Consider the following 22,573-nt stretch of genomic DNA (forward strand, 5'->3'; position numbering starts at 1 on the left):
GCTTCACGAAATCGACTATGGCGGCCTCGTCTCCGGTCCCGCCAATGCCGATCCTGCTTCGCTGATGCCGGTCCGGCATACGCGTCACCACAACTGTCGGCTTGGGCTTTCCGAGGCTTCCCGGGTGTCCAGCACACCCCGCTGTCCCGGCGTCATGCCCGATCGGCATGACGCCTCGGGTAATCGGCATTGGCGTGACGAGACGCGGGCCGCGATGCTCGGCGAAGTCGGAACTCGGCGAAACAAAAGGCGCGGTAGCAGTGAAGTCCCTGTGGCGGATGGTGGATGAAACGCTCCTCGGAGCAGTGATCTATGCACTCACGTGCAGGCTGCTACGCGGCCGCCCCCCAGCACGGCGGGGCTGAAGTGCACGGGCGCCGGCACCGGCGTCAGCCTGTGACCGCCTTCTGTCTGACGGGGGGCACGACCATCGAGAAGGATGTTGTTCTATGCCAAGCACTCAGTGGCGCGAAGTGTTCCTGCCCGACGAGGAAAACCGGCACGCGCAACAGGTGCATGTGTTCAGCGAACTGCAACGCAAGCATCTGAAGAAGCACGGCCCTGGGCGAGCGCTGCACCGCAATCAAGTGGCTGCCCTGAAAGCGGCCCTCGTGGTCGAGGAGGGGCTTCCTGATCATGCGCGGCAAGGAATCTTCGCCGCTCCCGCAGTCTTTGAGGCACATGTCCGGCTGTCCAACGGGAACTTCTCCGTCGATCGGGCTCCCGACATACGCGGATTCGCGATCAAAGTGCTCGGGGCCTCGACGCCGACGTCAACGGATGTCGAGCAGAACTTCACCCTCGTCAGTCAGGAGACCCTGAAGGTCAGTGGCAGCGCGGACGTCGTGGGAATCGTCGAGCTCTCCACGAGTGCGCCCGGCTCCGCGCTCCGCAAGGCCGCGATGAAGCCGGGGCTCACGCGCCGTGCCGTCGCGAACTTCCGGGACATGGTGCAGCCGTTCAGCGGCTTCGCCACGCACGACTTCTTCAGCATCATGCCCATCACCTTCGGCGACTACGCGGCCCGCCTGAAGCTGTGCGCGGCCTCGACAACGATCAACAATGAAGCACGCAAGGATCTGGCCGCCGACCTCTATGCGCGGCTTTCGGACGGCGACCTGGAGTTCCTCTTCCAAGCCCAGTTCTTCGAAGACGAGCGTCGTACCCCGATCGAGGACTCCTCGACCCGCTGGGACGCGCCGTGGCTCACCGTGGCGCGACTGCGCCTGCCTCGGCAGGCACCGGACCAGGCATTGGCCGAGGCCGTCGAGAAGAGCAGCTTCAACCCCTGGATCGCGGCGAAGGAGCATCGGCCGCTCGGGGAACTGATGCGCGCCCGCCAGGCAGCCTACGAGCTCAGCTGGCGCAACCGGGACGCCACTGCCTGAAGCGGTGCCCGGTGTCGGCGTACTGAGAAAAGTGCTCAGGCGTGTACAGACGAACGTGCTCAGTCGTAAGACCGGGACGACAACCTTGCGGCCGTGGAAGTGTCCGCGAGCGTCCATGACTTGCTGGCGGTCTGAACGTGGAGCACGCGGACGTAGGCTCTCAGGGATGCGGATAGGCGAGTTGTCCAAGCGCACGGGCGTGAGTCCGCGCTCTCTGCGGTACTACGAAGAGCAGGGTCTGCTGACCAGCTCACGCTCCGACGCGGGGCAGCGTCACTATTCCGATGCCGCGGTCCAGCGCGTGTCGCTCATCCGGCAGCTGTTCGACGCGGGTATGTCCAGCCGGGTGATCGCGTCTGTGCTGCCGTGTGTGGACGTCCCGGGTGACCTGGGCGTCGCCGAGGAGACGTTCACGGCGATGATGCGCGAGCGCGACCGGATCGACGCCGACATCGCGCACCTGATCGAGACCCGGGATGCACTCGACGTGCTGATCAGGGCCAACAGTCGGCACCGGGCGGAGCTGTCCACGGCCCCGGAACCGGTGGCACAGTCGGCCTGACGCTGTGACCCGCACCACAGTCGCTTGCCCCTTACATCAATGTCAGAGGTGAGGATGGCGGCAACGCCCGGAATCACCGGGTCGGTTATACGAGAGGTGACGGAAGATGGGGCAGGCGTGGGGTTTCGGCAGGTATGGCGGGTCTGAGGTGCAGGAGTTCTTCGATCGTCCCGATCCCGTCCCTGGTCGCGGCGAGGTGCTGATCCGGGTCGACGTCGCCGGCGTGAATCCCCTCGACCACCTTCTGCGCTCGGGTCTGGTCGACGGGCTCGACGGCGGGAGTCCGTTTCCCCGCGTGCTGGGCATGGAGGCAGCCGGAACGGTTCTCGCCCGGGGCGAGGACGTCAACGGGCTCGAGGTGGGTGACGCGGTCTTCGGCTTCGCGCTCACCGGTGGCGGCACCTACGCCGAGACGACGGTGCTGTCCGCGCCGAACACCGCGCGCATCCCGGAGGGTCTGTCCGCGACCGTGGCGGCAACGCTGCCAGTGGCCGGGACAACCGCGGTGGACGTGCTCGACCAGCTCGGCCTCCCGGCCGGTGCCACAGTCCTGGTCAACGGGGTCGGGGGCGGGGTCGGCCTCGCCGTCGCCCGGCTGGCTATTGGGCGCGAGCTGTGTGTGATCGGCACCGGAAGTACCGCCAAACGAGAGCACGCCGACGCCATCGGAGTGCGGTTCATCGATTACACGGCCGAGGACGTCGCCGCCGCGGCACGCGAGCTGGTTCCGGACGGCTTCGACGGGATCGTCGACCTGGTCGGAGGCACCTCGCTGCAGACGGTCGCTCCGCTGGCCCAGGATCCCCGCAACGTCATCGCAGTGGGTGATATGTCTGTACCCGATCTCGGTGGGCGTTTCGTCGAGCGTCGCCTCGACCGCGAGAACCTGGAGCGGTCAGCCCGGCTGGCCCTCGACGGACTCCTCGCACCCGTAATCACCGCGGTCCATCCGCTCTCCGACGCCCCGGCCGCCCTCGCCACCGTCGAGAACGGTCACACCTCGGGCAAGGTTGTCATCAAGGTGGCATGAGGAGTGCCCTGCCGTCTGACGCTGCCGACCGTCCCTTGCGGACTGCCGGGAACCCGTGGTCAGCGCATCATCAACCGAGCGCGTTCACCTGTACGGGGTTGTTCAGGCGTACGCCGACACCCGGTTTCCCTCATGGACCAACCGACAACTCCGCTGCCAGACAGGGCTGTTGGGGCATATGCCGAACCGGCACGGTTACCATGGGCCTCATGGACCTCGATCTGCGCCGGGTGCGCTACTTCGTGGCCGTGGCAGAGGAGTGCAGCTTCGTGCGAGCGGCAAGCCGTCTGTACATGACCCAGCCCGCGCTCAGCCGCCAGATCCGGGCCTTGGAGGAAGATCTGGGCGTGGTCCTCTTCCTGCGGGACCGGCAGGGCACCGTACTGACGCGGGCGGGTCACCAGTTGCTGGAGGACGCCCGACCGATGCTGGCGATGTCGCAGGCGGTGCAGCAGCGGGTGCGGAGGGCGAACCGGGAGGTGAACCACTTCGCCATCGGCTTCATGCCGGGCATCGTCGTCACCCCCATCGTGCGGGAGTTCGCCGCGATGGCACCGCAACTCGACATCGAGGTTGTGCACACCTCGGTCACCGACCAGGCCGACTTCCTGATCGACGGCCGGGTCGACGTCTGCTACGTCCGGCTGCCGCTGCCGGAGGGCATGTTCGAGGTGGTCCCCCTGTTCCCCGAGCCCCGTGTGGTGGCGCTGTCGAGCGCGCATCCACTCGCGGAGCTCAAGACGGTGCACGTCGAGGACCTGCGCGACATGGTCCTGCTGCAGAACCCCCAGGACGTCCCCGAATGGCGCGGGCGCCTGCCACGCGAACCCCTCGCGCCGCGGACGGAAGCCGGGCGGTTTCCGGTGACGGTCGAGGAGTGCCTGGAAGGCGTTGCCTCCGGCGCCGGCTGCTATGTCATGCCCGCCGGCATGGCCGGCTTCTACCGCCGTGACGATGTCGCCTACCTGACCCTGGAGGGTGTCGCACCGCGCATGGTCGCCCTGGCCTACAGCAAGCACCGGACCATGCCCGAGCTGAACCGGTTCGCCGAACTCTCCTGCCGCATGCTCGGCCCGGGCCCGAACTGACATCAGGTCCCGGTGTCCCGGCGGCAGGAGAAGCACGGCGAGTGCCCGGTGGCGGGCGAGCCCATGGTCGGAGCGCCCGGTTGAATCCCCGTGCCCCGGGCCTCAAGGACAGTGGCGGCTCAGCCCAGTGGCGGCATGAGGCCGGTCTGCACGAGGAAGCCCGCGAGATTCCAGTAGTCGCGGTTCTCGCTGATCAGGCCGTCGGTCCGCACGCCGATGGTGACGCCCGGGCACGCGAACCTCTTGCCCGTCGCCGGTATCCCCAGGTCGGAGTTGGAGCGGTCATGCGTGCCGGAGAGGACCCACTCGAACGAGTAGGAGCCGCCCGACTCCACGACCTTGCCCAGGGTGAAGACGAAATCACTCGACAGATTCGTGTCCATCCCGTCAATGAGCGCCTTGACCGCTTCCCTGCCCTCGAAGAGGCCGCCGAAGGCGGTGTCGACGACCTGGACGTCCTCGCTCATCATGTCGACCACTGCCTGCGAGTCGTGCCGGTTGCAGGCATCGACATAGCTCGTCACCCACGACGGCGGGGTCTGCTCGTTCATGTGTTTCCTCACTGGCTCAACTCGATACGACCGCGCTGCCCGGAGGAGACCGGACATCCGCACACCGATGCTCAAGCAGGGAGAGACCCTGCCGCCAATGCCGAAACACAGCGCCCTGATGTCGTCCTGGCATGGCTTCAGCCAGAAACAGTCGCGCCCAGGCGCTCGCCGACAGCCGCGGCCAGGCGCGGACGAGGCAGCACGGCCGGCCGAGACGGGAGCAGGAGGGCGGCCGCGGCGATGTCACCGGCGCGCGTGGCGGGAGCACGGGCACTGGCGAGCGAGGACAGCCGGCTGTCCGGCCAGGCACCCATGATGAAGAGCGGCCCGTCACGGGTGTCGTCGCCGTGGGCGGTCAGGACCGTCCGGATGCGCTGAACAGGCCGGTGCGGGCGGCGTCGTCGAGGACGGCGGCGTCGTCGAACGCCAGCTTGGTGTCCCGGCGGATGTTGGCTTTCACCGCGTGTCCTTCATGTCTGCCGCACAGCGACCGAGCTGGGGACGGATTATCGCGTCTCCGGTTCTACGGAAGGGGCTCCTGAATACTGGCCAGGTTGAGCGCGACATCGGACGAAGCGCAGTGCAGGCAGTTCGTACAGCCGGGTGAAGCAGCCATGCCCCGAGCCCGCGCATGTGCAGGTGAACCTTCCTCACTCGAATCAGCCCTTGTGAGCGTCGATGGATCGACCGGCTTCACCTGGCCGTCACCTGGGGGCTATTCGGACGTTGCAGAGCGACTCGTATGGTCATCGCTCCTGATGTCTCTTTTCACCGGGTGTACGGAGGTACGAGCGCATGGGGCGTCCCGAGAGACCCCTGGATCCGACGGCCGGTCCCGTGCAGCGGCTCGCCTGCGAGTTGCGGGAGCTGCGCAAGGGCGCGGGCAGTCCCTCCTATCGGACGATGGCGAAGACGGCGGGGTTCTCCTCGACAGCGTTGTCCGATGCCGCCAGGGGCGAGAGGCTGCCCTCGCTCGCCGTCGTCCTCGGGTATGCGCGCGCCTGCGCGGGCGACCCTGCGGAGTGGGAACGCCGGTGGAAGGAGGCCGAGGCGCAGCTGGACCGGGCCCCCGCGGAGCTCCCCGAGGACGCTCCGTCGCCGTATCGCGGGCTCACCCGGTTCGAGCCGTCCGACCGCCACCTGTTCTTCGGGCGGGACCGGGTGGTGACCGAGGTGAGGGACCTGTTGTCCCGGCACGGGTTCGCGGTGCTGTTCGGCCCCTCGGGGAGCGGGAAGTCGTCCCTGCTGCGGGCCGGCGTGATTCCCTGGCTCCAGCAGGAGATCGCGGAGCGCGGCCACCCGGCGGTGCTGCGCGTCCTCACCCCGGGCCCGGCCCCCGCCACGACCTACGGGCACCTCCTCGCCCCGGCCGAGGGCGAGCCGGAGAGCTGGGTCGTCGTGGACCAGTTCGAGGAGGTCTTCACCCTCTGCCGCGACCCCCACCAGCGCTCACGCTTCATCGATCTGCTGCTCGCCGCCCGCGACCCGGGCAACAGACTGCGTGTGCTGTTCGCCGTACGCGCCGACTTCTACGCCCGCTGCGCCGAGCACCGGGGCCTGGCGGACGCCCTGCGAGGTGCCGCGCTGCTGCTCGGACCGATGGCGGCTGACGAACTGCGGGAGGCGGTGGTCGGCCCGGCCCTGGCGGTCGGCTGTCTCGTCGAACGGACACTGACCGCCCGTCTGATCGACGAGGTCCAGGGTGAGCCCGGCGGCCTGCCGATGCTCTCGCATGCCCTGCTGGAGACCTGGCGCCGCCGCAAGGGCCGCATGCTCACCCTCGCCGCCTACGAGGCCGTCGGCGGGGTGCGCGGCACGATCGCGGCGACCGCCGAGGAGGTGTACGGCGGCCTGTCGCCGGAGCAGGCCCGCACCGCACGGCACCTGATGCTGAGGATGGTCGTCCCCGGCCAGGGCACCCCCGACACCCGCCGCCCGCTCACCCGCGCCGAACTGGAGGAGTGGGCGGCCCCGGACGCGACGGTGGTGGTGGAGCGGCTGACCCGTGCCCGGCTGCTGACCGCCGACGAGGACGGCGTCCAGCTCGCCCACGAGGCGCTCATCACCTGCTGGCCCCGGCTGCACGCCTGGATCGAGGAGGACCGCGAACGGCTGCGCCACCACCGGATGCTCGCGGACGCGGCCCGCACGTGGCTGGAGCACGACCGCGACCCCGGCGCGCTGTACCGGGGCACCCGGCTGAGCCGCGCCGAGGAGCTTTTCCCCGACCACGAGCGGGACCAGGCTCTGACCGTGTCGGAGCGGGAGTTCCTCACCTGCGCGACCGAGGCCCGCGAGGCGGAACGCCGGGCAGCCGCCCGCACCAGCCGCAGGCACCGGATCCTGACCGTGTCACTGTCCGCCGTCCTGGCCGTGGCCCTGCTGACGGGCTTCGCCGTCTGGCGCGAGTACGACGACAACAGGACGCGGCGCACCCAGGACCAGGCCCGCCACATCGCCGACGTCGCCGACGCGCTGCGCACCACCGACCCGCGTGCCGCGCTGCTGCTCGGCGTGGCCGCCTGGCGGACGGTCGGGCTGCCCGAGACCCACCGCGCCCTGCTGGGCTCCCTCGCCCAGCCGGAGACGGACGCCTTCACCGACCCCGAACCCGGTGACGACTCCGGTCGTTTCCTCGCCGACTCCGGCCGGACGCTGTTCAGCGTCGAGGGCCGCACCTGGCGCACCTGGAACGTGGCCACCCATCGCCGCATCGCCTCGGGGCGGCTGCCCACCGGGCAGACGGCGGTCGCGGTGAGTGGGGACGCGCGCGTGCTGGCGCTCTCCGCGAGCGACGGCGTACGGCTGTGGGACACGGCCACCGGAGGCTGGACCGGCGACCGGGCCCATCCGGAGAAGCCCTACTCCATCGTCGACTTCACCGGCGCCGGCTATCTGGTGACCTCCGTGGACAGCGACGACCGCGTGCTGCTGCGTTCCGTCAAGGACGGCCGCCTGCTGTTCGCCACGCGATCGGCCGGCGCCGACGCGGCCGCGGGCCGGGGCCCCGGCGGTCCGCTGATGGTCGTCTGCCCCTCGGCCTCAGCCGCACCGCAGGTGTGGGACATCGCCCACCATCGGGCCCTGGCCGGAGACTGGACGCACACCACGGACGTCTGCGGCGACGGCGAGGCCTCGCCGGTGCTGGGCTCCGGGAGGCTGGCAGCGTTCACAGCGGACGGCGTCCGCGTCTGGGACATCCGGTCGGGACACCGGTTGGCCGAACTCTCCCAGCCGGGCGTGGACTACGCCTCCTTCAGCAAGGACGGCACCTTCCTGGCGACGGCCGACAGCACGAAGATCACGGTGTGGCGACTGTCAGCCCCCGACGCGCCCGTGTTCCGCCACGCCCTCGACGGGCAGCACCTGTACCGGGGCCTGTACTGGGACCCCGGCCACCCGATCCTGCGCTACCTCGAGGGCGGCGCCGTCCACTCCCTCGACCTCACCCGGGTCGTCACCCCCGCCTGGCTCGGACACCCCCTGGACGACGCGCAGCTCAGCCCGGACGGCCGCACCCTGGCCACCGCCGAACGCCTCGGCAACCGCTACCGCTTCCAGCTCCGCGACACCCGCGACGGCCGCGTCGTACGGACGCTGCCCTCTCCTCCTCTTCCCGTCTCCCGTGATCCCGCGCGCCCGGTCGACCCGGACTACGCCACGCCCGTGATGGCGTTCGCCCCGGACAGCGGCACACTCGCCTACGGCGTCTACGCCGCCGGCTACGAGGCCGCCCCCCAGCTGATCACGCTCTGGGACGTGTCCCACCACCGCGCCCGTACCACCCTGGACCTGGCGACCGGCGACTCCGCCGGGGCCGTCATCGGCCTGGCCCTGGACTCCGGCGGCCGCAACCTGTACGCCGTCCGCACGCCCGCCGTCGGCGCGCTGCGCGACGAGGTGTGGGACACCGGGCGCCGCCGCCGGGTCTCGATCCTGCCCGGTCTGGCCGGCGGCGACCTGGCCGTCCGACCCGACGGCCGGCTCCTGGTCGGCGACAACCGTCTCGCTCGCCTGCCGGGCGGCTCCGTCACCGGACGCAATCTCGTCCAGGGCGACCAGGTCGGCGCCCTCGCCTTCGACACCGACGGCTCCCTGCTGGCCGTGGGCGACCAGACCGGCCGGGTCGCGCTGTGGGACGGGGACGTACGGCACCGGGCCGGCGTGCTGCCCAACGTCTTCCCCGCCGTGCACGGCACCACCCCTGAGGCGGTCACCGCGCTGGCCCTGAGCCCGGACGGCCGCATCCTCGCCGTCGGCGGCGACGCAGGGAGCCTCCAGCTGTGGGACGTGGTCGCCCGGCAGCCCCTGGGCGGACTGCTGACCACGGCGGGCGAACGTCTCGACTCGCTCGCCTTCGGCCCGGACGGCACGACCCTGTACGCGGGCAGCGCGGATGTCCCGCTCCAGCGGTACGTGGTCGATCCCGAGCAGGTCGTGGCGCAGGTGTGCGCGCGGACGGGCGGCACCGGGCTGACGCGGGCGCAGTGGCGGACGTACCTGCCGGACGCCCCGTACCGGAGGGTGTGCGGGGGTTGATTTTCCCTGCCGGGGGATTGACCGGCCTGATGAAACGGGTGGTCGGTCAACTTCCGGGCTCTGAGGATCATCCTGTCGCTGCTTCGACCGACCTGATGGGAGAAAGCCCCCCATGCGCCTGAAGAAGACCGGCCGCAGAAAACTGGCTGTCCTCACCTCCGCCCTCGCCGTCCTCCTGATCCCCTTCTCTGCCGGATCGGCCAGTGCCAACACCAGCCCCGGTTGGGGGGACGACAGGCCGGACGTGGTCTGGGACTGCAACCACGGCAAGGCCAAGTGCTGGTACCACGAGGTCAACGCGTGGACCGCGCTGGGCAAGCGCCGGGAGGTGGGAAACCCGATCTACAACTGCTCGGGCAGCCAGACCGTCGACCAGACCCTCACGTGGCGGACCGACCGCAGCACGTCGTACTCCTTCGAGCAGTCGACGTCGGTGCAGGTCTCCGCCGGCCTCGAGGACACGATCGAGGCGGGCATGTCCGCCAGCTCGACGCAGACCGAGACCTGGCAGGTGGGGAGCACTCTCAGCGCCAGCCAGTCGCTCACGAGCCATGTCGGTCGTGGTGAGGCCGGCGGCTGGTGGTTCGCGCCGTACTGGCGGCACTCCCAGGGCTGGATCGAGGCCCACTACGGCAAGCGCAACCACGGCCACTACTACTGGTACTACCCGGGCCAGGGTTCCACGGGCGTCCAGACCACCACGCCGGTGAGGCTGTCGGACGGCCAGATGAAGGGCAAGTGGTACTGGGCCACCTGGAAGTGCTAGCGCAGTTCTGACAGGTCGCCGCCTCCCGCTGTTTCCTCCTTTTCCTCCCGGAATGCGGACTCGTCATGTGGTGTCGGGTCGCGCCAGGAGATGGTCGACGCACCGGCGAGGCGGCGGGCCCTCAGGTCGGTCACGGCGAGGCATTACCTTCCGCACGACTTCCCGCCCCACCAGACGGTTCACGGCTACTTCGCCAAATGACAGACCGACGGCATCGTCGCCCAGCTCAGCGGCCTGTCACGATCGCGAGAGACACCATCGTCGATCTCCTCCGGCATCACGGCGACTCGCGGTGACCGAAGCCGTCCGCGGCTCGTTCGACCAGGCCCACGACGCAGTCGAGCGCCGCTGCGGGAACGTGCTCGGCAAACGTCGGCTGGAAGAGCTCGTGGTCGCCGCCGCGGTCGATGTCGACGGCTTCTACCGGACCCGGATCCCCATCCCGTGCAGCCGCACGATGCCGCTGGTGATCCAGGTGGACGGCAAGGGCGTGGTCATGCGCCCGGAGGCCCTGCGGGAGGCCACCCGCCAGGCCGCCGCTAAAGCGGCGGCCGGTCATCGCGGCCGGCTTGCGCCGGGCGAAAAGCCGAACCGGAAGCGGATGGCGACGGTGGCCCGCGTCTTCGACACACGTCCCGCCCCCAGACGTCCGCACGACGTCATCCACCCGCCCGGCGGCCGAAGCGGCGAACGCCCCGCCCGTCCGGGACCGCGGGCCGAGAACAAGTGGTGCACCGCCTCGCTGGTCCGCTCGCCCGAGCAGGTGATCTCCGACGCCTTCGGCCAGGCCGAGGCCCGTGACCCGAAGCATCTTCGGCCGTGGGTCGTGCTGGTCGACGGCGCCCGCCACCAGCTCGACCTGATCAGTGCCGAGACCGGCCGCCGCGGCGTCACGGTCCACGTCCTGCTGGACTTCGTGCACGTCGCCGAGTACGTCTGGGCCGCCGCCCACGCCTTCCACAAACCCGGCACCACCGAAGCCGAAGCATGGGCCGCCGACCGTCTTACCGCGATCCTCCCAGGTCAGGCTGCCCATACCGCCGCCGAAATGACCAGCCAGGCTGAGCGGGAACACTTGCCGCCGGCCCGGCGCGAGGCTGTCGACGCCTGCGACCGTTACCTGACCGGCCACCTCGACCAACTCCACTACGACGCTGCCCTCGCAGCCGGCTGGCCGATCGCCACCGGCGCGGTCGAGGGCGCCTGCCGCCGCCTGATCGCCGACCGCCCCGACATCACCGGCGCCCGCTGGGGCCTCCACGGAGCGGAAGCCGTACGGCGATTGCGTGCCGTCCTGTCCAACGGAGACCTCGACCTCTACTGGCGCTACCACGCCGCCCGCGAACACGAACGCCTCTACCCCGCACCCGACCAGCGGAACTACGTGCCCACCGCCTGACCCGGCGGTCGTCCGAAACGAACTGCACCCACCGCCGGTCCTATCCGGGGCGACGGCGGCCGAGAGCGCGCGCGAGTTCACCGACCGGCGCCAGTATGTGTCCGCCATCGCCCGCGCACCACCACACGGCCGCACCGTCCCGCTCCGAGCCGTGGACGCCGAGGTGATGCCGGGGGCACACCGGCCAGACCTGCCAGGTCCATTCGAGCAGGCTCTCCTGGATCATGATCGTCAGGCTGGTCAGTGCCGTGGCCGGGTCGTCGCACATGCTCGGCAGGACGGGGCCGCCCCAGTTGAGCCGTTCGCCGTCGGCAAGGCGGACGCCGGCTCCCACCGGGAACCAGTCCTCCAGGATCTCGATCTCCGGTTCGCCCTCGATCCCACGCGTGAGCAGATCGCGGGCCACGATTCGCAGCGCGGCACGCAACGTCTCCAAACGCTCGGGGGCAAGGTCGAAGCCGGGATCGAAGCCCACGTCGTCCAGGACGCGCCGGGCCAGGGAGGTCATCTCCGCCCGCGGCACCTCGGCCGGATTCCGCTCGACAACCTCCAGGACGGCGTCGGTGCAATGGAACCAGTCGAGCAGATCGCAGGCGAGGGCGACGACGTCCTGAGGGTCGAGATTGTCCTCACGCAGGCCGAGGTAGACCCTTCGCATCAACTGCTCAGTAACCGCTTCGTACTCAGCCATGACGTTACTCACCGGCCCAGTATCCGTACGTGGCGCGGTTCCCCGCCGGATGATTTTCCGGCATGCCGCCTGACGCACTCACCAGCGGAACTACCACCTCACCACTTGATCGCGGCCGTCACTCGAAAGGAACTGCACCCCACGTAGTTGGCGAGATTGGTCGGCGATAGTTGGCGAGCCCATCGCTGTTTCCGTCACTGAGGGTCAAAGGTCGCCGCTGTTGTGACTGAGCGCCTCTTGGTTGGTCCTGACCGCGGTTGCGTGATGGCTACGTCAGATGCCCATCGCCCACTACGACATCCGGCTGGCACACCACGGAGACGCGGTCACAACCCCCCAGTTGGTCTTACGGCGCATTCGACGGAGATACGGAGCGCTGATTGGATCCCTCGATGCAGCCCTGCATCACCGCCTCGGTGACCTTGCCCTTGAACCCTGCTGAGGGCGTCAGCCGGTCTGTGCACCAGCGAGAGACATCGTCCGCCATACCGGATCCCGGGTCGTCTCCCTGCTTGGCAAGGGCGGCGGCGAAGTCGTAGCCGCGCTTGTATTGGGTGTCGGCAATCGAGCCGGGCTCGTATGGGTTCCCGTAGATGATGGCACGCGACGGTTCGGAGGCGCCGCCTCGACTGATGAGCGGGGCGATCAGCAGCACAGCGGGCAGGCCGACCAAGACCGAGGCGAACAGCCAGCCCATCTTCCGGGACGTCCTCTTGCCGACCGCGTAGGACAGCATCGCCAGCGGGATGGCTAGAACGAACGCCAGGAACGGGATGATCATCGCTGTACCCCCACCAGCCACAGGACAGGCCCCCTCTTTCGCAGCTCGGCGGGGTCATGCTACGTGTCGCGATCAGGACTGATGTGCCTGTTCTTGGCACTGCGTGGTTGCCTGTCACCACCGGCCAACTGTGGGGTGGTGACCGCGTCTGCGTGGTGTGCCGGCTATGTCGTAGTGGGCGATGGGCATCTGACGTAGCCATCACGCGACCGCGGTCAGAACCGGTGGTGCCGGCCTCAACCGCCTGCCACGGGCCTGGAACCGATGGCTGCGCAGGCCGCCCTCTTGGTGGGGTAGCCGTCGGCCGGGTAGATCACGGGCCCGCCGAGTTTCCCCTGGCCGTCGGTGGTCGAGGACTTGCCGCTGCCGGGCTGCGCGTTGGGGAAGTAGCAGGCCGCGAACCGGGTCGGCTTGGGAGTCTGCGGCACTGTGCCCTGTGCGGGCTGGTTCCACATCCGGTTCCAGGCCGCCGCGCAGGAACGCGCTGCGTCCTGCGGATCGAAATCCTTCATGGCTTTGAGTGGCAGCTGACTCAGGTCCGCCTCGGGCGACAGCGTGCGAGCGCACATGACATTGCGCCCGCCCTCGCCCCATGGCCCGAATGTGGCTACGGCAGCCGTGGTGGCGCCCCCGAGGAGGACGGCTGTGACCGTACCCACCATGAACAGATGCCGACGTCGCCCAGAACCGGCCACGGCCGGCGGCTGCCCGGTGCGGCGCAGGATCTCCCGTAGGACCCTCTGGCCGTCTTCGGACACTGCCCAGCCTGCAGCGCCGTCGCCGGTGGGGCGCAGGGCGCGGACGGCGGCGAGGTCGGGTGCCTGGCTGTGCTTGGTGACGGTCTGCTTCATGCTGACTCCCGTTGGGTGAGGTGTGGCTGGGCAACAGCGTCATGGACGGGCTGTGCGTGTCCTGCGCGGGGCAGCGCTGCCCTGAACCTTTTGCGCGCCCGGTGCAGGCGCACGGCGAAGGCCGTGGCCGTGCAGCCCGCGACGACGGCCGCCTGCTTGGCCGTCAGGCCGTACCAGGCACTCAGCACGAGTACCTCCCGGTCCTGTCCGGAAAGCGCCGACAGCGCGGCGGCCACCTCGGCACGCGTCCCGATCGCGTCCCCGATCTCCGCGGCCCCCGTCCGGTCGGCCATCACCGCCAGGCGCTCGGTCAGTGCGCGGTGCCGCTGGTCGGACCGCACGCGGTTGGCGAGCAGCCGCCGGGCCGAGCCGAGCAGCCATGGCAGGGCATCGTCGGGCACGGCCCCGGACTTGCGCCAGGCCAGCACGAAGGTCTCCGACAGGATGTCCTGTGCTGTCTCCCGGTCCGTACGGTGCATCAGATACGCCAGGACCCGATCGGCATGAGCTGTGTAAAGGGCCTCCAGGGCCCGGTGTCCGGCCGGGTCACCGTAGTCCCCGGCGGTTGTTCGTCGTCGTCTCACAGCACCTCCATGTTCCGTCCATCAACGGCCGTCAACCGGGAGATGTACGGTCGGGCCGGATCTCTTACAGCCACTGACGGATTCGAGCTCGGGCCGTCTCGGCCGCGTGACACGGAGCACGAGCCTGCCGTGCCTACACACCCCGCGCGAATCACCTGCGCGCGATCACCACCCGCGCCGAGGGGAAGGGCACAGGGTGCTCGCCGGACCCTGGGGCCTCCCCCTGCGCGGTGGACACGCTGATACTGGATCTGCTTGATCCGGAGAAAGCGAGAACACCGCCGACGGCGATGAAGGACTACTCGGACGAGTTCAAGGCCGATGCCGTGGCCCTGCAAGAGCATCGCCGCTGACCTGGGCATCAACAGGGCGACGCTGCGTGAGTGGGTGCTGCGGGACCGGGATCGTCGCGGCGTCACCCCGCGGCCGCCCGGTCAGGTGGTGCTGCTCCGGCCCGGGCAGGACAGCCGGCACCGTCGGCCGACTCTGACGAGCGGATCCGGCAGCTGGAGGCCCGGGTGGCCGAGCTTGAGGCGAGCAGTCGGCGAATTCACGCGATGTGTACTGGGCGCCGTGATGGGAGTGGAACACCGCGCCGCTCAGACCACCGCGGGTGGCGGCTGCCATCCGCGGTGGTCTGAGACGAGTTCGGTGCGCGAGATAGAGGAAGTCGCCCTCCTCTGTGGGGAGATACGTGATGTCGCCCATGTACTTGATCCCGGGCGCCGGGGCGGTGAAGTCCCGCCGGAACAGGTCCGGGACCGAAATCGCCGACGGCTCGGGGATCGTGGTGCGGACCCGTTTGCGCAGGCGTATGCCCTGGATGGAGAACTTGCGCATCACGCGGGCCACCCGTTTCTCGTTGATCTTCCGGCCGTCGGCGCGGAGCTCTGCGGTGATCCGCGGAGAGCCGTAGGCGCCGTCGGAGTCGGCGTGGACGGCACGGATCCGTTCGGCCAGGGCCCGGTCGGCGGCCTGCCGAGCGGGCCGCGCGTCGGCCCCGTCCCGCCACTTGTACTAGCTGGAACGGTTCACGCCCGGTCGACCCCGCCAGACCGGGGACGAGCCCGCCGCCGCGAAGGAAGAGTGCCATGTCCGCTGGCTCCGTCCTGCAGACCAAGGTCACCCTGGCCGACATCCACCCGCCGACCTGGCGACGGCTGCAGGTCCCGGCCGACCTCGAACTCGCCCGTCTGCACCTGGCGATCCAGACCGCGATGGGCTGGGAGAACTACCACATGCACCTCTTCACCACCCGGGCTGGCGACTACGGGCTACGCGACAGCGAACCCGGTCACCGCGACGAGCGGAAGGCCCCGATGGATACGGTCGCTCCCACCGCCGACGACACGCAACTAGGGTACGGCGTATGAGCCAGACTCCCCTCGACCCCGTCGCGCACAACCGCCTCGCCTGGGACCGCGAGGTGGAGGAGGGCAACGAGTGGTCACGCCCGGTCGGCCCCGAGGTGATCGCGAAGGCACGGGCCGGCCAGTGGTCCATCGTCCTGATCGGGTACGAGCCGGTCGACCCGACCTGGTTCCCGCCGGAGATCGCCGGTCGCGACGTGCTCTGCCTCGCCTCCGGCGGCGGGCAGCAGGGTCCGGTGCTGGCCGCGGCGGGCGCGCGGGTCACCGTCTTCGATAACTCGCCCCGCCAGCTTGCGCAGGACGAGATGGTCGCGGCGCGGGAGGGGCTCGACCTACGCACCGTGCTCGGCGACGCGCGCGACCTGAGCCCGTTCCCGGACGCCTCGTTCGACCTTGTCGTCCACCCGGTCTCCAACGTGTTCATCCCGGAGCTGGCGCCGGTCTGGCGCGAGTGCCACCGCGTGCTGCGCCCCGGCGGGACGCTGCTGTCCGGCTTCCTCAACCCGGACGTCTACCTCTTCGACGCCGAGTCCTTGGAGGCGCGCGGCGAGCTGGTGGTGCGCCACCGCCTGCCCTACAGCGACCTCACCCACCTGGAGCCCGCCGAGCGGGAACGGCTGTGGGGCCTCGACGCGCCGGTGGAGTACAGCCACACGCTCACCGAGCAGCTCGGCGGGCAGATCGCGGCGGGCTTCGCCATCACCGGCTTCGCCGAGGCGCCGCACCACTCGGAGGCCACCGCCGGCTGGCTCTCCGGCTACTTCGCCACGAAAGCGGTCAAGGCTGGCGCCGGTCACTGACCCTCCACCGGCCGGGCCAGGTCAGCAGTGAGGCCGGCGGGCGGCTGGGTCAGGTGGGCCGGATTCCCGACGGCGGCGGCCACAAGGTGCTGGGCCGCCAAGCAGGCCGGGCCACCCGCAGCGGGACGAGCTTCGACTACGTCCACTCCGCCGTCGACGACCACTCCCGCCTCGCCCACAGCGAGATCCACGGCGACGAGAAGGCCGCCACCTGCGCAGACTTCCTGCGCCGGGCCGCGGCCTTCTTCCAGACCACGGGCATCGACCGCGTCGAGCGGGTCCTGACCGACAACGCTGGCCCTACCGCAAGAGCTTCGCCAGGCAGCAGGAGATGGAGGCCGCCGCGGTGTGAGCAGGCACCACCCATGTGGGTGATGACAGCCGGGCGGTTCGCTCAGCAGAAAGTCGAGAACACCCAAGACCACTTCAGAGCCCGGTCGCATAGCGCGGCCGGGCTCGCGCCGTGCGGCGGGACGGCTGTACGCAGAAGCTGTGCCGCCCGGGCCGCCTGTCGGCCGTGCGGGAGTACGCCAGCAGGCGGCCGGTGTCCCGAAGGCGCAGGCTGATGGTGTGGAGTGGCCCGTGGACGTCGCCCTCGCGCGGCCCGTGACACAGCTGCCGACAGGCCCGTCGTGGGCGTACGAAACCAAGTTATGGACAGGGTTTGTTGTTGTCCGTTGTCCAGTGCCAACGGCCCACTGCGTCGAGGTTCGCGGCGGCGACGGCGGACCGCGTCCGCACCGCGCTTACCGGCCTGACTCCGGACCCCGGTCGGCACCGACGAGGCACTGCTGTACCGGCGGTTCGCCGGCACCGCTTTCCTCGGTGCCGTGACAGCCGGTGCCCGCGTGGACTTCGCTGGCACCGACCTGTTCGCCGCCCGCAGTGGAGCCTTCACCGCACAACGCCACGTCGAAGACCTGCTCACCCTCACCGGCCAACCGCGCCCGGACCACACCGGATCATGACCGAGTCACCGACGCCGGAAAGCAAGCGGCGGCCGCATCGAGAACGTGGATACGGCCGCCGCTGCCGTGACGAGGTTCCGTCGCCCGACGGTGATGCCGGGATGACGAGAATCAGACGCCGTAGGGGTTGTCGATGATGTAGACCCAGTCCCCCTCGCTCGTCCTCCTCATCACCTCGACCGCCTTTCCTTCCACGATGCCGCCCTCGCTCGTGATCCGCCAGGACGGCTGGACCATCGCCAGGTCGCCGTTCTGATGGACCGACGTGGCCACCACCTCCATGGTGCTGGGCAAGGCGAGGTAGACCTTGAGCGCTTCCTTGATGCTTTCCCTGCCGTAGACCGGCTGCTGTCCCGGTCCCGGTACGAACATGGCGTCTTCGGCGAACAGGGAACCCAGTCCGTCGAGGTCCTGGTCTTTGAGGTACTGGGCGAAGCGCTCGTGCACGGCTTCCGGTGTCATGTTCTTTCCATTTCGTTTCTTCGTTGCGGACGGGCGGGTCCGCTACAGGCCGATCTGCGTGAGCCATTGACCGGTGACGGGCGGCGTCAGCCCCAGAAGCTGCTGGGCGCTGTCATGCGCGCTGATGATCTCGTCCGGCACGATGGCGAGGCCCTCATGCAGTGCGGTGACCGCAGCCGCTCCTGCGTCTGCGGCGGCGTGGAAGGAGCGGGCCGGTGCGCCACCGGCACTGGGTGAGGTGTCAGCGGGTGTGCGGGTCCGGCAGGGTGACGGGCTCGCCGGGGGTGGGCCAGTGCAGCGGGACGCCGGCGGCGTCGAAGGTCTGCTGGACGTGGCTGCGGTCTTCGGTGTAGTGCGCCCAGCCCTCGGCGTGCACAGCCACCACGAGGGGATCGCCGAGCAGGCGGCGGGCCTCGACGGCCTGGACCGCGGTCAGCGACAGTCGTATGTCACCGAGCTCCTCGAAGCCGGCCGCGCCCAGGTGCAGCAGCGCCACGTCGATGCGGTACCGGTCGGCCAGGGCGCTCATCGCGTCCAGGTCGACGGTGTCACCGGAGACGTACACGCTCGGTGCCGAGCCGTCGTCGGTGTGCAGGAGGAAGCCGGTGACCGGACCGGTGATGGCCTCGGTGCCCACCGGCCCGTGACGGGCGGGGACCGCGGTGATGTTCAGCGGCGTGCGGCCCGGCGTCGACAGGGTCCGGGTCTGCCAGGGCTCCAGGCCGACGGCTGCGCCCCCTAGATCGGCGGCGCCGGCGACGGTGGTGAACACCTCCGAGGCACCGGAGGCCACCGTACGCCCGGTGGCGTCGAGGTTGTCCTGATGCCCGGTGTGGCTGACCAGGGCGGCGTCGAGAGCGGGCAGTTGTGCGGGCTTCAGCGCCGGGTCGGCGGTCTTGCGTACCAGGACCGGGCCGTCCTGGTATTCGGTGCCGGCGGCGTCGAAGGTCGGGTCGGTCAGCAGCGTCCAGCCGGCCAGGTGGATCAGCGCGGTAGGGCCGCCGAGCACCGTCACGGTGTTCGCGGCGCGGGTCACGGCATCGTCGATTACCACAGGTACTCCTTGACGATCAGCGGTTGGCTCCCTCACTCTGACCGAGTTACTTTCTGCTGGGAAGTACATACCTTTAGGTGAGGTGAGCACGTGCAGGAAAGCACGCGAGGCAACGTCCGTGATCCCGCCTGCCCCGGCAGGCAGCTGTTCGACCTGGTCACCGCCCGGTGGGCCGCCCTGGTCCTGGTGGATCTCGTGGCGGGCCCGCAACGCTGGTCCGAGCTGCGCCGGCGGGCCGGCGGTGTCAGCGACAAGATGCTCGCGCAGACCCTGCGCGACCTCGAAGCCGGTGGACTGATCACCCGTACCGTGCACACCGGCCGCCCACCGACGGTGCAGTACGCCCTGACCGACCTCGCCCGCGGCGCCACCGCCGCACTGCAACACCTGCAGGACTGGGCCGAAGAGCACACCGGCGACTACGCCCACCACCGACACACCCACACCACCGACCCGAAGCCCTGAAAAGAGCAGGCTCGGTGTGCACACGTCACCGTGCTTCCGCCGTAGGAGCAGGCGCCCTGACCAGCACGAAACTGCGCACAACCTCAGGACTCGATCACGGCCCGCCGTCACTCACGGTAGACGCACGACGGCTTCTGCCGTTGCCGGTCGCCGCCGACGGCGGAATCGTCGGCGGGTGTGTCAATTTAACGGCTGATCTTGGTTGTTGAGTGATCAGTTGTTGCTCGGGGTCAGGCGACCCTCGAAGGCGATCTGGAACGCATTCAGGGGTGCTTTCCAGCGCATGGTCCACCGCTTGCGGCCCTTGCCCGTGGGGTCCAGGCTCATCAGGGCCATGTAGATGCACTTGAGGGCGGCGGCCTCGTTGGGGAAGTGGCCGCGGGCACGGACGGACCTGCGGATGCGGGCGTTGACGCTTTCGATCGCGTTCGTGCTGCAGATGACCTTGCGGATCTCGACGTCGAAGGAGAGGAAGGGCACGAACTCGGCCCAGGCGTCCGACCACAGCTTCACGATCGCCGGATACTTCCGGCCCCACGCTTCCTGGAACTCCAGGAACCGCTCCGTCGCGGCGTCCTCGCTGGGTGCGGTGTAGACGGGTTTGAGGGCCCCTGCGACCTTGTCCCAGTCCTGGCGGGCGGCGTAACGGAACGAATTGCGCAGCAGGTGAACGACGCACGTCTGGACAATCGTGCGAGGCCAGACGGCCTCCACCGCATCGGGAAGGCCCTTGAGCCCGTCGCAGACCAGCATGAGCACGTCGTCCAGGCCGCGGTTCTTCAGCTCGGTGAACACGTGCAGCCAGTACTTGGCGCCCTCGCCGCCGTCGCCGGCCCAGATGCCGAGGATGTCGCGGGTGCCGTCCACGGTCACCGCCATCACCACGTAGATGGGACGGTTCGCGACCTTCCCGTCCCTGATCTTGACGTTGATGGCATCGACGAACAAAACGGGGTAAACGCGGTCGAGAGGACGGCTCTGCCATTCCGCCATGCCGTCCATGACCTTGTCGGTGATGGTGGAGATGGTCTGCTTGGAGACCTCCGCCCCGTAGACCTCGGCCAGGTGAGCGGCGATCTCCCCATGGGTGAGGCCCTTCGCCGAGAGCGACAGGACCATCTCGTCCACTCCCGTCAGCCGCCGCTGCCGCTTCTTGACGATCTGCGGCTCGAACGTGCCCGAGGTGTCACGCGGGACTTTGACCTCGACCGGGCCGACGTCGGTCAGCACCGTCTTGGCCCGGCTCCCGTTGCGGGAGTTGCCGCTGCCCCGGCCGCCGGCATCGTGCTTCTCATAGCCGAGGTGATCGGTGATCTCACCTTCCAGGGCCGATTCCAGGACCCGCTTGGTCAGCTGCTGCAGCAGCCCACCCTGCCCGGTCAACTGCAGTCCCTCCGACCGGGCCCGCTCCACCAGCATCGCGACCAACTGCTCATCCGACACGGGCTCAGGCTGCCCCAACCGGGCACTCTCGACAGGCTCCACGGTCTCCAACTCCACGGCGGTGTCAGTCACTTGACGTCTCTCCCATGATCGTCGGATCCGCCGTTAGATTTACACTCCCTCGTCGGCGGTCTTCGTGCGGGTCACCGGAGAACCCAGGGACAAGGGTGCAGGTCGAAGCGGAATTCAGGGACTGTGTCCGCGTCGTTTGTAGTGGCTGATGCGCACCTGGTGCTGGCGTCGGCGACGCCAGTGTGACCAGTGCAGGATGTGGTCGACCGGGGTGGGGCGGCGGTTGGTGAGGCGGTGGATCAGGCGTCGGATTTCGGCGAGGCTGAGGTGGATGAGCTGGGAGGATCCGTTTCTGCTTTTCCGTGTCCAGCTGCCGTGCCCGCAGGACCGTCAGACAGGCGTGGGCGGCGATGGCCAGGGTCATGTGGCGGTGCCAGCCGGGGTAGCGGCGGACCTGGTAGTTGTCGAGGCCGCATTCTGCTTGGCGGTCTGGAAGCATTCCTCCACGGCCCATCGGCTGCCGGCAATGCGGATCAGCTCGTCCAGCGTCGTGCCGGCGGGGCAGTAGGAGATCTGATCGGGCCTGCTGACACTGCGGCGGGCGAGGACCCAGTGCCGGCGGTCCTCGCGGTGCCAGGGCCTCACTTCGACGCGTGCCCAGTCGAAGATCCGCTGGCCGTGGGCCCCCGGGGCAGGCATCGTCTGGGCTCCTCTCATGAGACCCATCTGACCTGCTGTCACCTTTCCCCGCATCTCGGGGGAACCTCACGGTTTCCCACGAAATCCGGTGGAGTCTCAGCGGCCGGAAGTGGTTGGGTCCTGCTCGATGCTTCGCTGACGCGGCCCGGCACAGTGCGAGGCGCAAGGCCCGAATCGCAGGCGCGGTCCAGCCCGCGTGTCGTCGAGTGATGGAGGTATCGCGGTGGCTGGTTATGGGGCGCTTTCCGACGTATACGAGTGGCTGATCGGGGACGACAGGTTGACCCCCGCCCAGGCAGCCGCGGTTTACTACAGCGATGTCGTGGGCTCTCTGCCGCCCAACGCGCGCGTCCTCGACTGCGCGTGTGGAACCGGCCAGCTCGCCGTCGGTCTCGCGAGTCTTGGCCTTGACGTGGTCGCCGCAGACGCCAGCAATGGGATGGTTCGCCGGACCGAGAAAGCCGCCGACGAGCAGGGTGTCTCGCTTCGAGCCCTCCGCGCGAGCTGGGACGAACTGCCCGACCACCTGGAGGACTCCACGTTCGACCTGGTGTTCTGCGTCGGCAACTCGCTCGGGCACGCTGAGGGCGCAGCCGGGCGCCTGACCGCCCTGGAAGCGATGTCGCGGCTGCTGAATCCGGGCGGACGCCTCGTGCTCACGTCACGCAACTGGGAGCTCGTGCGCTCCGCCGGCTCACGGGTAGACGTCCGCGATCGACTCATCCGCCGCAACGACCGCGATGCGGTCGTCAGCTACTACTGGCAGATCGAGCAGCGCTGGGAGCAGGAACACTTCCTCGAGATCGTGGTCGCCCAGATCGAGCCGGATGGGGCAGTGCGAGCCTGCTCGGAGCGGTTGTCCATCTGGCCCTACCGGTACGAGGACCTCGTAACGCAGTTGCGGAGTGTCGGGCTCACGGTGCAGTCCACCACCTTCGACCCCGAGAGCGATGGATACCTGGTGGTCGCCGGCCGCGACCAGGCGCGAGGCACGTCTGAGCCGGCCCGCTGATCCGCCTTTCGTCGTTGCCGACCTGCCAGCTCGCGACCGTCTGCAGCGGGTTCTTCGC

At 69.3% G+C, this 22,573-nt stretch carries 21 protein-coding genes and 3 pseudogenes; 14 read left to right on the forward strand and 10 right to left on the reverse strand.

Annotation, left to right across the window (positions count from 1 at the left end; genetic code table 11):
- Positions 1-449 precede the first annotated feature (449 nt).
- The 4 genes from OG852_RS00475 to OG852_RS00490 all read left to right on the forward strand — a co-directional run bounded on the left by OG852_RS00475 (position 450) and on the right by OG852_RS00490 (position 4,068).
- Positions 450-1,388, forward strand: a complete 939-nt coding sequence (locus OG852_RS00475; RefSeq protein ID WP_133917888.1) for a hypothetical protein — start codon at positions 450-452, stop codon at positions 1,386-1,388.
- 166 nt (positions 1,389-1,554) lie between these two features.
- Positions 1,555-1,950 carry a MerR family transcriptional regulator gene (locus OG852_RS00480; RefSeq protein ID WP_133917889.1) on the forward strand — a complete coding sequence of 132 codons (396 nt, stop codon included), beginning with the start codon at positions 1,555-1,557 and terminating at the stop codon, positions 1,948-1,950.
- A gap of 148 nt (positions 1,951-2,098) precedes the next feature.
- On the forward strand, positions 2,099-2,980 hold the full coding sequence (locus OG852_RS00485; protein ID WP_330346775.1) for an NADP-dependent oxidoreductase: 882 nt from the start codon (positions 2,099-2,101) through the stop codon (positions 2,978-2,980).
- Between the two features lie 209 nt (positions 2,981-3,189).
- A complete protein-coding gene (locus OG852_RS00490; RefSeq protein WP_133917891.1) occupies positions 3,190-4,068 on the forward strand; it encodes a LysR family transcriptional regulator in 879 nt (292 codons plus the stop codon).
- Between the two features lie 119 nt (positions 4,069-4,187).
- Here the strand turns inward: OG852_RS00490 and OG852_RS00495 are convergent, their stop codons facing one another.
- Complete coding sequence (locus tag OG852_RS00495; RefSeq protein WP_166663808.1) at positions 4,188-4,619, reverse strand: ester cyclase; 432 nt, start codon at positions 4,617-4,619, stop codon at positions 4,188-4,190.
- Positions 4,620-5,414: 795 nt separating this feature from the next.
- Here OG852_RS00495 and OG852_RS00500 point away from each other — a divergent pair.
- The 3 genes from OG852_RS00500 to OG852_RS00510 all read left to right on the forward strand — a co-directional run bounded on the left by OG852_RS00500 (position 5,415) and on the right by OG852_RS00510 (position 11,323).
- Positions 5,415-9,158: an nSTAND1 domain-containing NTPase gene (locus tag OG852_RS00500; protein WP_330346776.1), complete on the forward strand. Its 3,744-nt coding sequence runs from the start codon at positions 5,415-5,417 to the stop codon at positions 9,156-9,158.
- A 112-nt stretch (positions 9,159-9,270) separates the two neighbouring features.
- On the forward strand, positions 9,271-9,924 hold the full coding sequence (locus tag OG852_RS00505; RefSeq protein WP_133917894.1) for a hypothetical protein: 654 nt from the start codon (positions 9,271-9,273) through the stop codon (positions 9,922-9,924).
- Between the two features lie 52 nt (positions 9,925-9,976).
- Positions 9,977-11,323, forward strand: coding sequence for an ISKra4 family transposase (locus tag OG852_RS00510; protein WP_330346777.1), 1,347 nt, complete (start codon positions 9,977-9,979; stop codon positions 11,321-11,323).
- Between the two features lie 40 nt (positions 11,324-11,363).
- On the opposite strand, the gene OG852_RS00515 is transcribed toward OG852_RS00510, so the two are convergent.
- From OG852_RS00515 to OG852_RS00530, 4 genes are all read right to left on the reverse strand, one after another.
- Positions 11,364-12,014 carry a hypothetical protein gene (locus OG852_RS00515; RefSeq protein WP_133917896.1) on the reverse strand — a complete coding sequence of 217 codons (651 nt, stop codon included), beginning with the start codon at positions 12,012-12,014 and terminating at the stop codon, positions 11,364-11,366.
- Positions 12,015-12,360: 346 nt separating this feature from the next.
- Positions 12,361-12,795, reverse strand: coding sequence for a hypothetical protein (locus OG852_RS00520; RefSeq protein ID WP_133917897.1), 435 nt, complete (start codon positions 12,793-12,795; stop codon positions 12,361-12,363).
- A 236-nt stretch (positions 12,796-13,031) separates the two neighbouring features.
- Entirely contained in the window at positions 13,032-13,646 is a 615-nt protein-coding gene (locus OG852_RS00525) for a hypothetical protein (protein ID WP_330346778.1), read from the reverse strand.
- Positions 13,643-14,230: an RNA polymerase sigma factor gene (locus OG852_RS00530; RefSeq protein ID WP_330346779.1), complete on the reverse strand. Its 588-nt coding sequence runs from the start codon at positions 14,228-14,230 to the stop codon at positions 13,643-13,645. The genes OG852_RS00525 and OG852_RS00530 overlap by 4 nt, the downstream gene beginning before the upstream one ends.
- A gap of 230 nt (positions 14,231-14,460) precedes the next feature.
- Between OG852_RS00530 and OG852_RS00535 the strand changes: the two genes are divergently transcribed.
- Positions 14,461-14,583 carry a hypothetical protein gene (locus OG852_RS00535; protein WP_330351637.1) on the forward strand — a complete coding sequence of 41 codons (123 nt, stop codon included), beginning with the start codon at positions 14,461-14,463 and terminating at the stop codon, positions 14,581-14,583.
- A 202-nt stretch (positions 14,584-14,785) separates the two neighbouring features.
- Here OG852_RS00535 and OG852_RS00540 read toward each other — a convergent pair.
- Positions 14,786-15,247: pseudogene (locus OG852_RS00540) on the reverse strand (IS3 family transposase); the annotation flags it as partial.
- A gap of 74 nt (positions 15,248-15,321) precedes the next feature.
- Here OG852_RS00540 and OG852_RS00545 point away from each other — a divergent pair.
- The 4 genes and pseudogenes from OG852_RS00545 to OG852_RS00560 all read left to right on the forward strand — a co-directional run bounded on the left by OG852_RS00545 (position 15,322) and on the right by OG852_RS00560 (position 17,368).
- Complete coding sequence (locus OG852_RS00545) at positions 15,322-15,603, forward strand: plasmid pRiA4b ORF-3 family protein (protein WP_330346780.1); 282 nt, start codon at positions 15,322-15,324, stop codon at positions 15,601-15,603.
- Positions 15,600-16,400 carry a class I SAM-dependent methyltransferase gene (locus OG852_RS00550; protein ID WP_330346781.1) on the forward strand — a complete coding sequence of 267 codons (801 nt, stop codon included), beginning with the start codon at positions 15,600-15,602 and terminating at the stop codon, positions 16,398-16,400. The genes OG852_RS00545 and OG852_RS00550 overlap by 4 nt, the downstream gene beginning before the upstream one ends.
- A 50-nt stretch (positions 16,401-16,450) precedes the next feature.
- Positions 16,451-16,696, forward strand: a pseudogene (locus OG852_RS00555) (IS481 family transposase); the annotation flags it as partial.
- Positions 16,697-17,230: 534 nt separating this feature from the next.
- On the forward strand, positions 17,231-17,368 hold the full coding sequence (locus OG852_RS00560; RefSeq protein WP_166663850.1) for a hypothetical protein: 138 nt from the start codon (positions 17,231-17,233) through the stop codon (positions 17,366-17,368).
- A gap of 111 nt (positions 17,369-17,479) precedes the next feature.
- Here OG852_RS00560 and OG852_RS00565 read toward each other — a convergent pair whose 3' ends face one another.
- Both OG852_RS00565 and OG852_RS00570 read right to left on the reverse strand, forming a co-directional pair.
- Positions 17,480-17,830 (reverse strand): YybH family protein, encoded by a 351-nt coding sequence (locus OG852_RS00565; RefSeq protein ID WP_133918290.1) that lies wholly within the window; start codon positions 17,828-17,830, stop codon positions 17,480-17,482.
- 241 nt (positions 17,831-18,071) lie between these two features.
- Positions 18,072-18,884 carry an MBL fold metallo-hydrolase gene (locus OG852_RS00570; RefSeq protein ID WP_133918291.1) on the reverse strand — a complete coding sequence of 271 codons (813 nt, stop codon included), beginning with the start codon at positions 18,882-18,884 and terminating at the stop codon, positions 18,072-18,074.
- A gap of 90 nt (positions 18,885-18,974) precedes the next feature.
- On the opposite strand from OG852_RS00570, the gene OG852_RS00575 reads away from it, so the two are divergent.
- Positions 18,975-19,349, forward strand: a complete 375-nt coding sequence (locus tag OG852_RS00575; protein WP_133918292.1) for a winged helix-turn-helix transcriptional regulator — start codon at positions 18,975-18,977, stop codon at positions 19,347-19,349.
- Between the two features lie 213 nt (positions 19,350-19,562).
- Here OG852_RS00575 and OG852_RS00580 read toward each other — a convergent pair whose 3' ends face one another.
- Both OG852_RS00580 and OG852_RS00585 read right to left on the reverse strand, forming a co-directional pair.
- Positions 19,563-20,768 carry an IS256 family transposase gene (locus tag OG852_RS00580; protein ID WP_330351366.1) on the reverse strand — a complete coding sequence of 402 codons (1,206 nt, stop codon included), beginning with the start codon at positions 20,766-20,768 and terminating at the stop codon, positions 19,563-19,565.
- 335 nt (positions 20,769-21,103) lie between these two features.
- Positions 21,104-21,491: pseudogene (locus OG852_RS00585) on the reverse strand (IS701 family transposase); the annotation flags it as partial.
- Between the two features lie 235 nt (positions 21,492-21,726).
- Between OG852_RS00585 and OG852_RS00590 the strand changes: the two are divergent.
- Positions 21,727-22,515, forward strand: coding sequence for a class I SAM-dependent methyltransferase (locus OG852_RS00590; protein WP_330346782.1), 789 nt, complete (start codon positions 21,727-21,729; stop codon positions 22,513-22,515).
- Positions 22,516-22,573 lie beyond the last annotated feature (58 nt).

Origin of the sequence: Streptomyces sp. NBC_00582 (assembly GCF_036345155.1) — a bacterium.
Classification (GTDB): Bacteria; Actinomycetota; Actinomycetes; order Streptomycetales; family Streptomycetaceae; genus Streptomyces.

Excerpts from the sequence above, each read along its gene's own strand:
- OG852_RS00500 (WP_330346776.1), top strand. The coding sequence starts at position 5,415 with ATGGGGCGTCCCGAGAGACCCCTGGATCCGACGGCCGGTCCCGTGCAG.
- OG852_RS00490 (WP_133917891.1), top strand. The coding sequence starts at position 3,190 with ATGGACCTCGATCTGCGCCGGGTGCGCTACTTCGTGGCCGTGGCAGAG.
- OG852_RS00525 (WP_330346778.1), bottom strand. The coding sequence starts at position 13,646 with ATGAAGCAGACCGTCACCAAGCACAGCCAGGCACCCGACCTCGCCGCC.
- OG852_RS00520 (WP_133917897.1), bottom strand. The coding sequence starts at position 12,795 with ATGATCATCCCGTTCCTGGCGTTCGTTCTAGCCATCCCGCTGGCGATG.
- OG852_RS00480 (WP_133917889.1), top strand. The coding sequence starts at position 1,555 with ATGCGGATAGGCGAGTTGTCCAAGCGCACGGGCGTGAGTCCGCGCTCT.
- OG852_RS00545 (WP_330346780.1), top strand. The coding sequence starts at position 15,322 with ATGTCCGCTGGCTCCGTCCTGCAGACCAAGGTCACCCTGGCCGACATC.
- OG852_RS00495 (WP_166663808.1), bottom strand. The coding sequence starts at position 4,619 with ATGAACGAGCAGACCCCGCCGTCGTGGGTGACGAGCTATGTCGATGCC.
- OG852_RS00510 (WP_330346777.1), top strand. The coding sequence starts at position 9,977 with ATGCGGACTCGTCATGTGGTGTCGGGTCGCGCCAGGAGATGGTCGACG.
- OG852_RS00565 (WP_133918290.1), bottom strand. The coding sequence starts at position 17,830 with ATGACACCGGAAGCCGTGCACGAGCGCTTCGCCCAGTACCTCAAAGAC.
- OG852_RS00550 (WP_330346781.1), top strand. The coding sequence starts at position 15,600 with ATGAGCCAGACTCCCCTCGACCCCGTCGCGCACAACCGCCTCGCCTGG.
- OG852_RS00515 (WP_133917896.1), bottom strand. The coding sequence starts at position 12,014 with ATGGCTGAGTACGAAGCGGTTACTGAGCAGTTGATGCGAAGGGTCTAC.
- OG852_RS00505 (WP_133917894.1), top strand. The coding sequence starts at position 9,271 with ATGCGCCTGAAGAAGACCGGCCGCAGAAAACTGGCTGTCCTCACCTCC.
- OG852_RS00475 (WP_133917888.1), top strand. The coding sequence starts at position 450 with ATGCCAAGCACTCAGTGGCGCGAAGTGTTCCTGCCCGACGAGGAAAAC.
- OG852_RS00580 (WP_330351366.1), bottom strand. The coding sequence starts at position 20,768 with ATGCTGGTGGAGCGGGCCCGGTCGGAGGGACTGCAGTTGACCGGGCAG.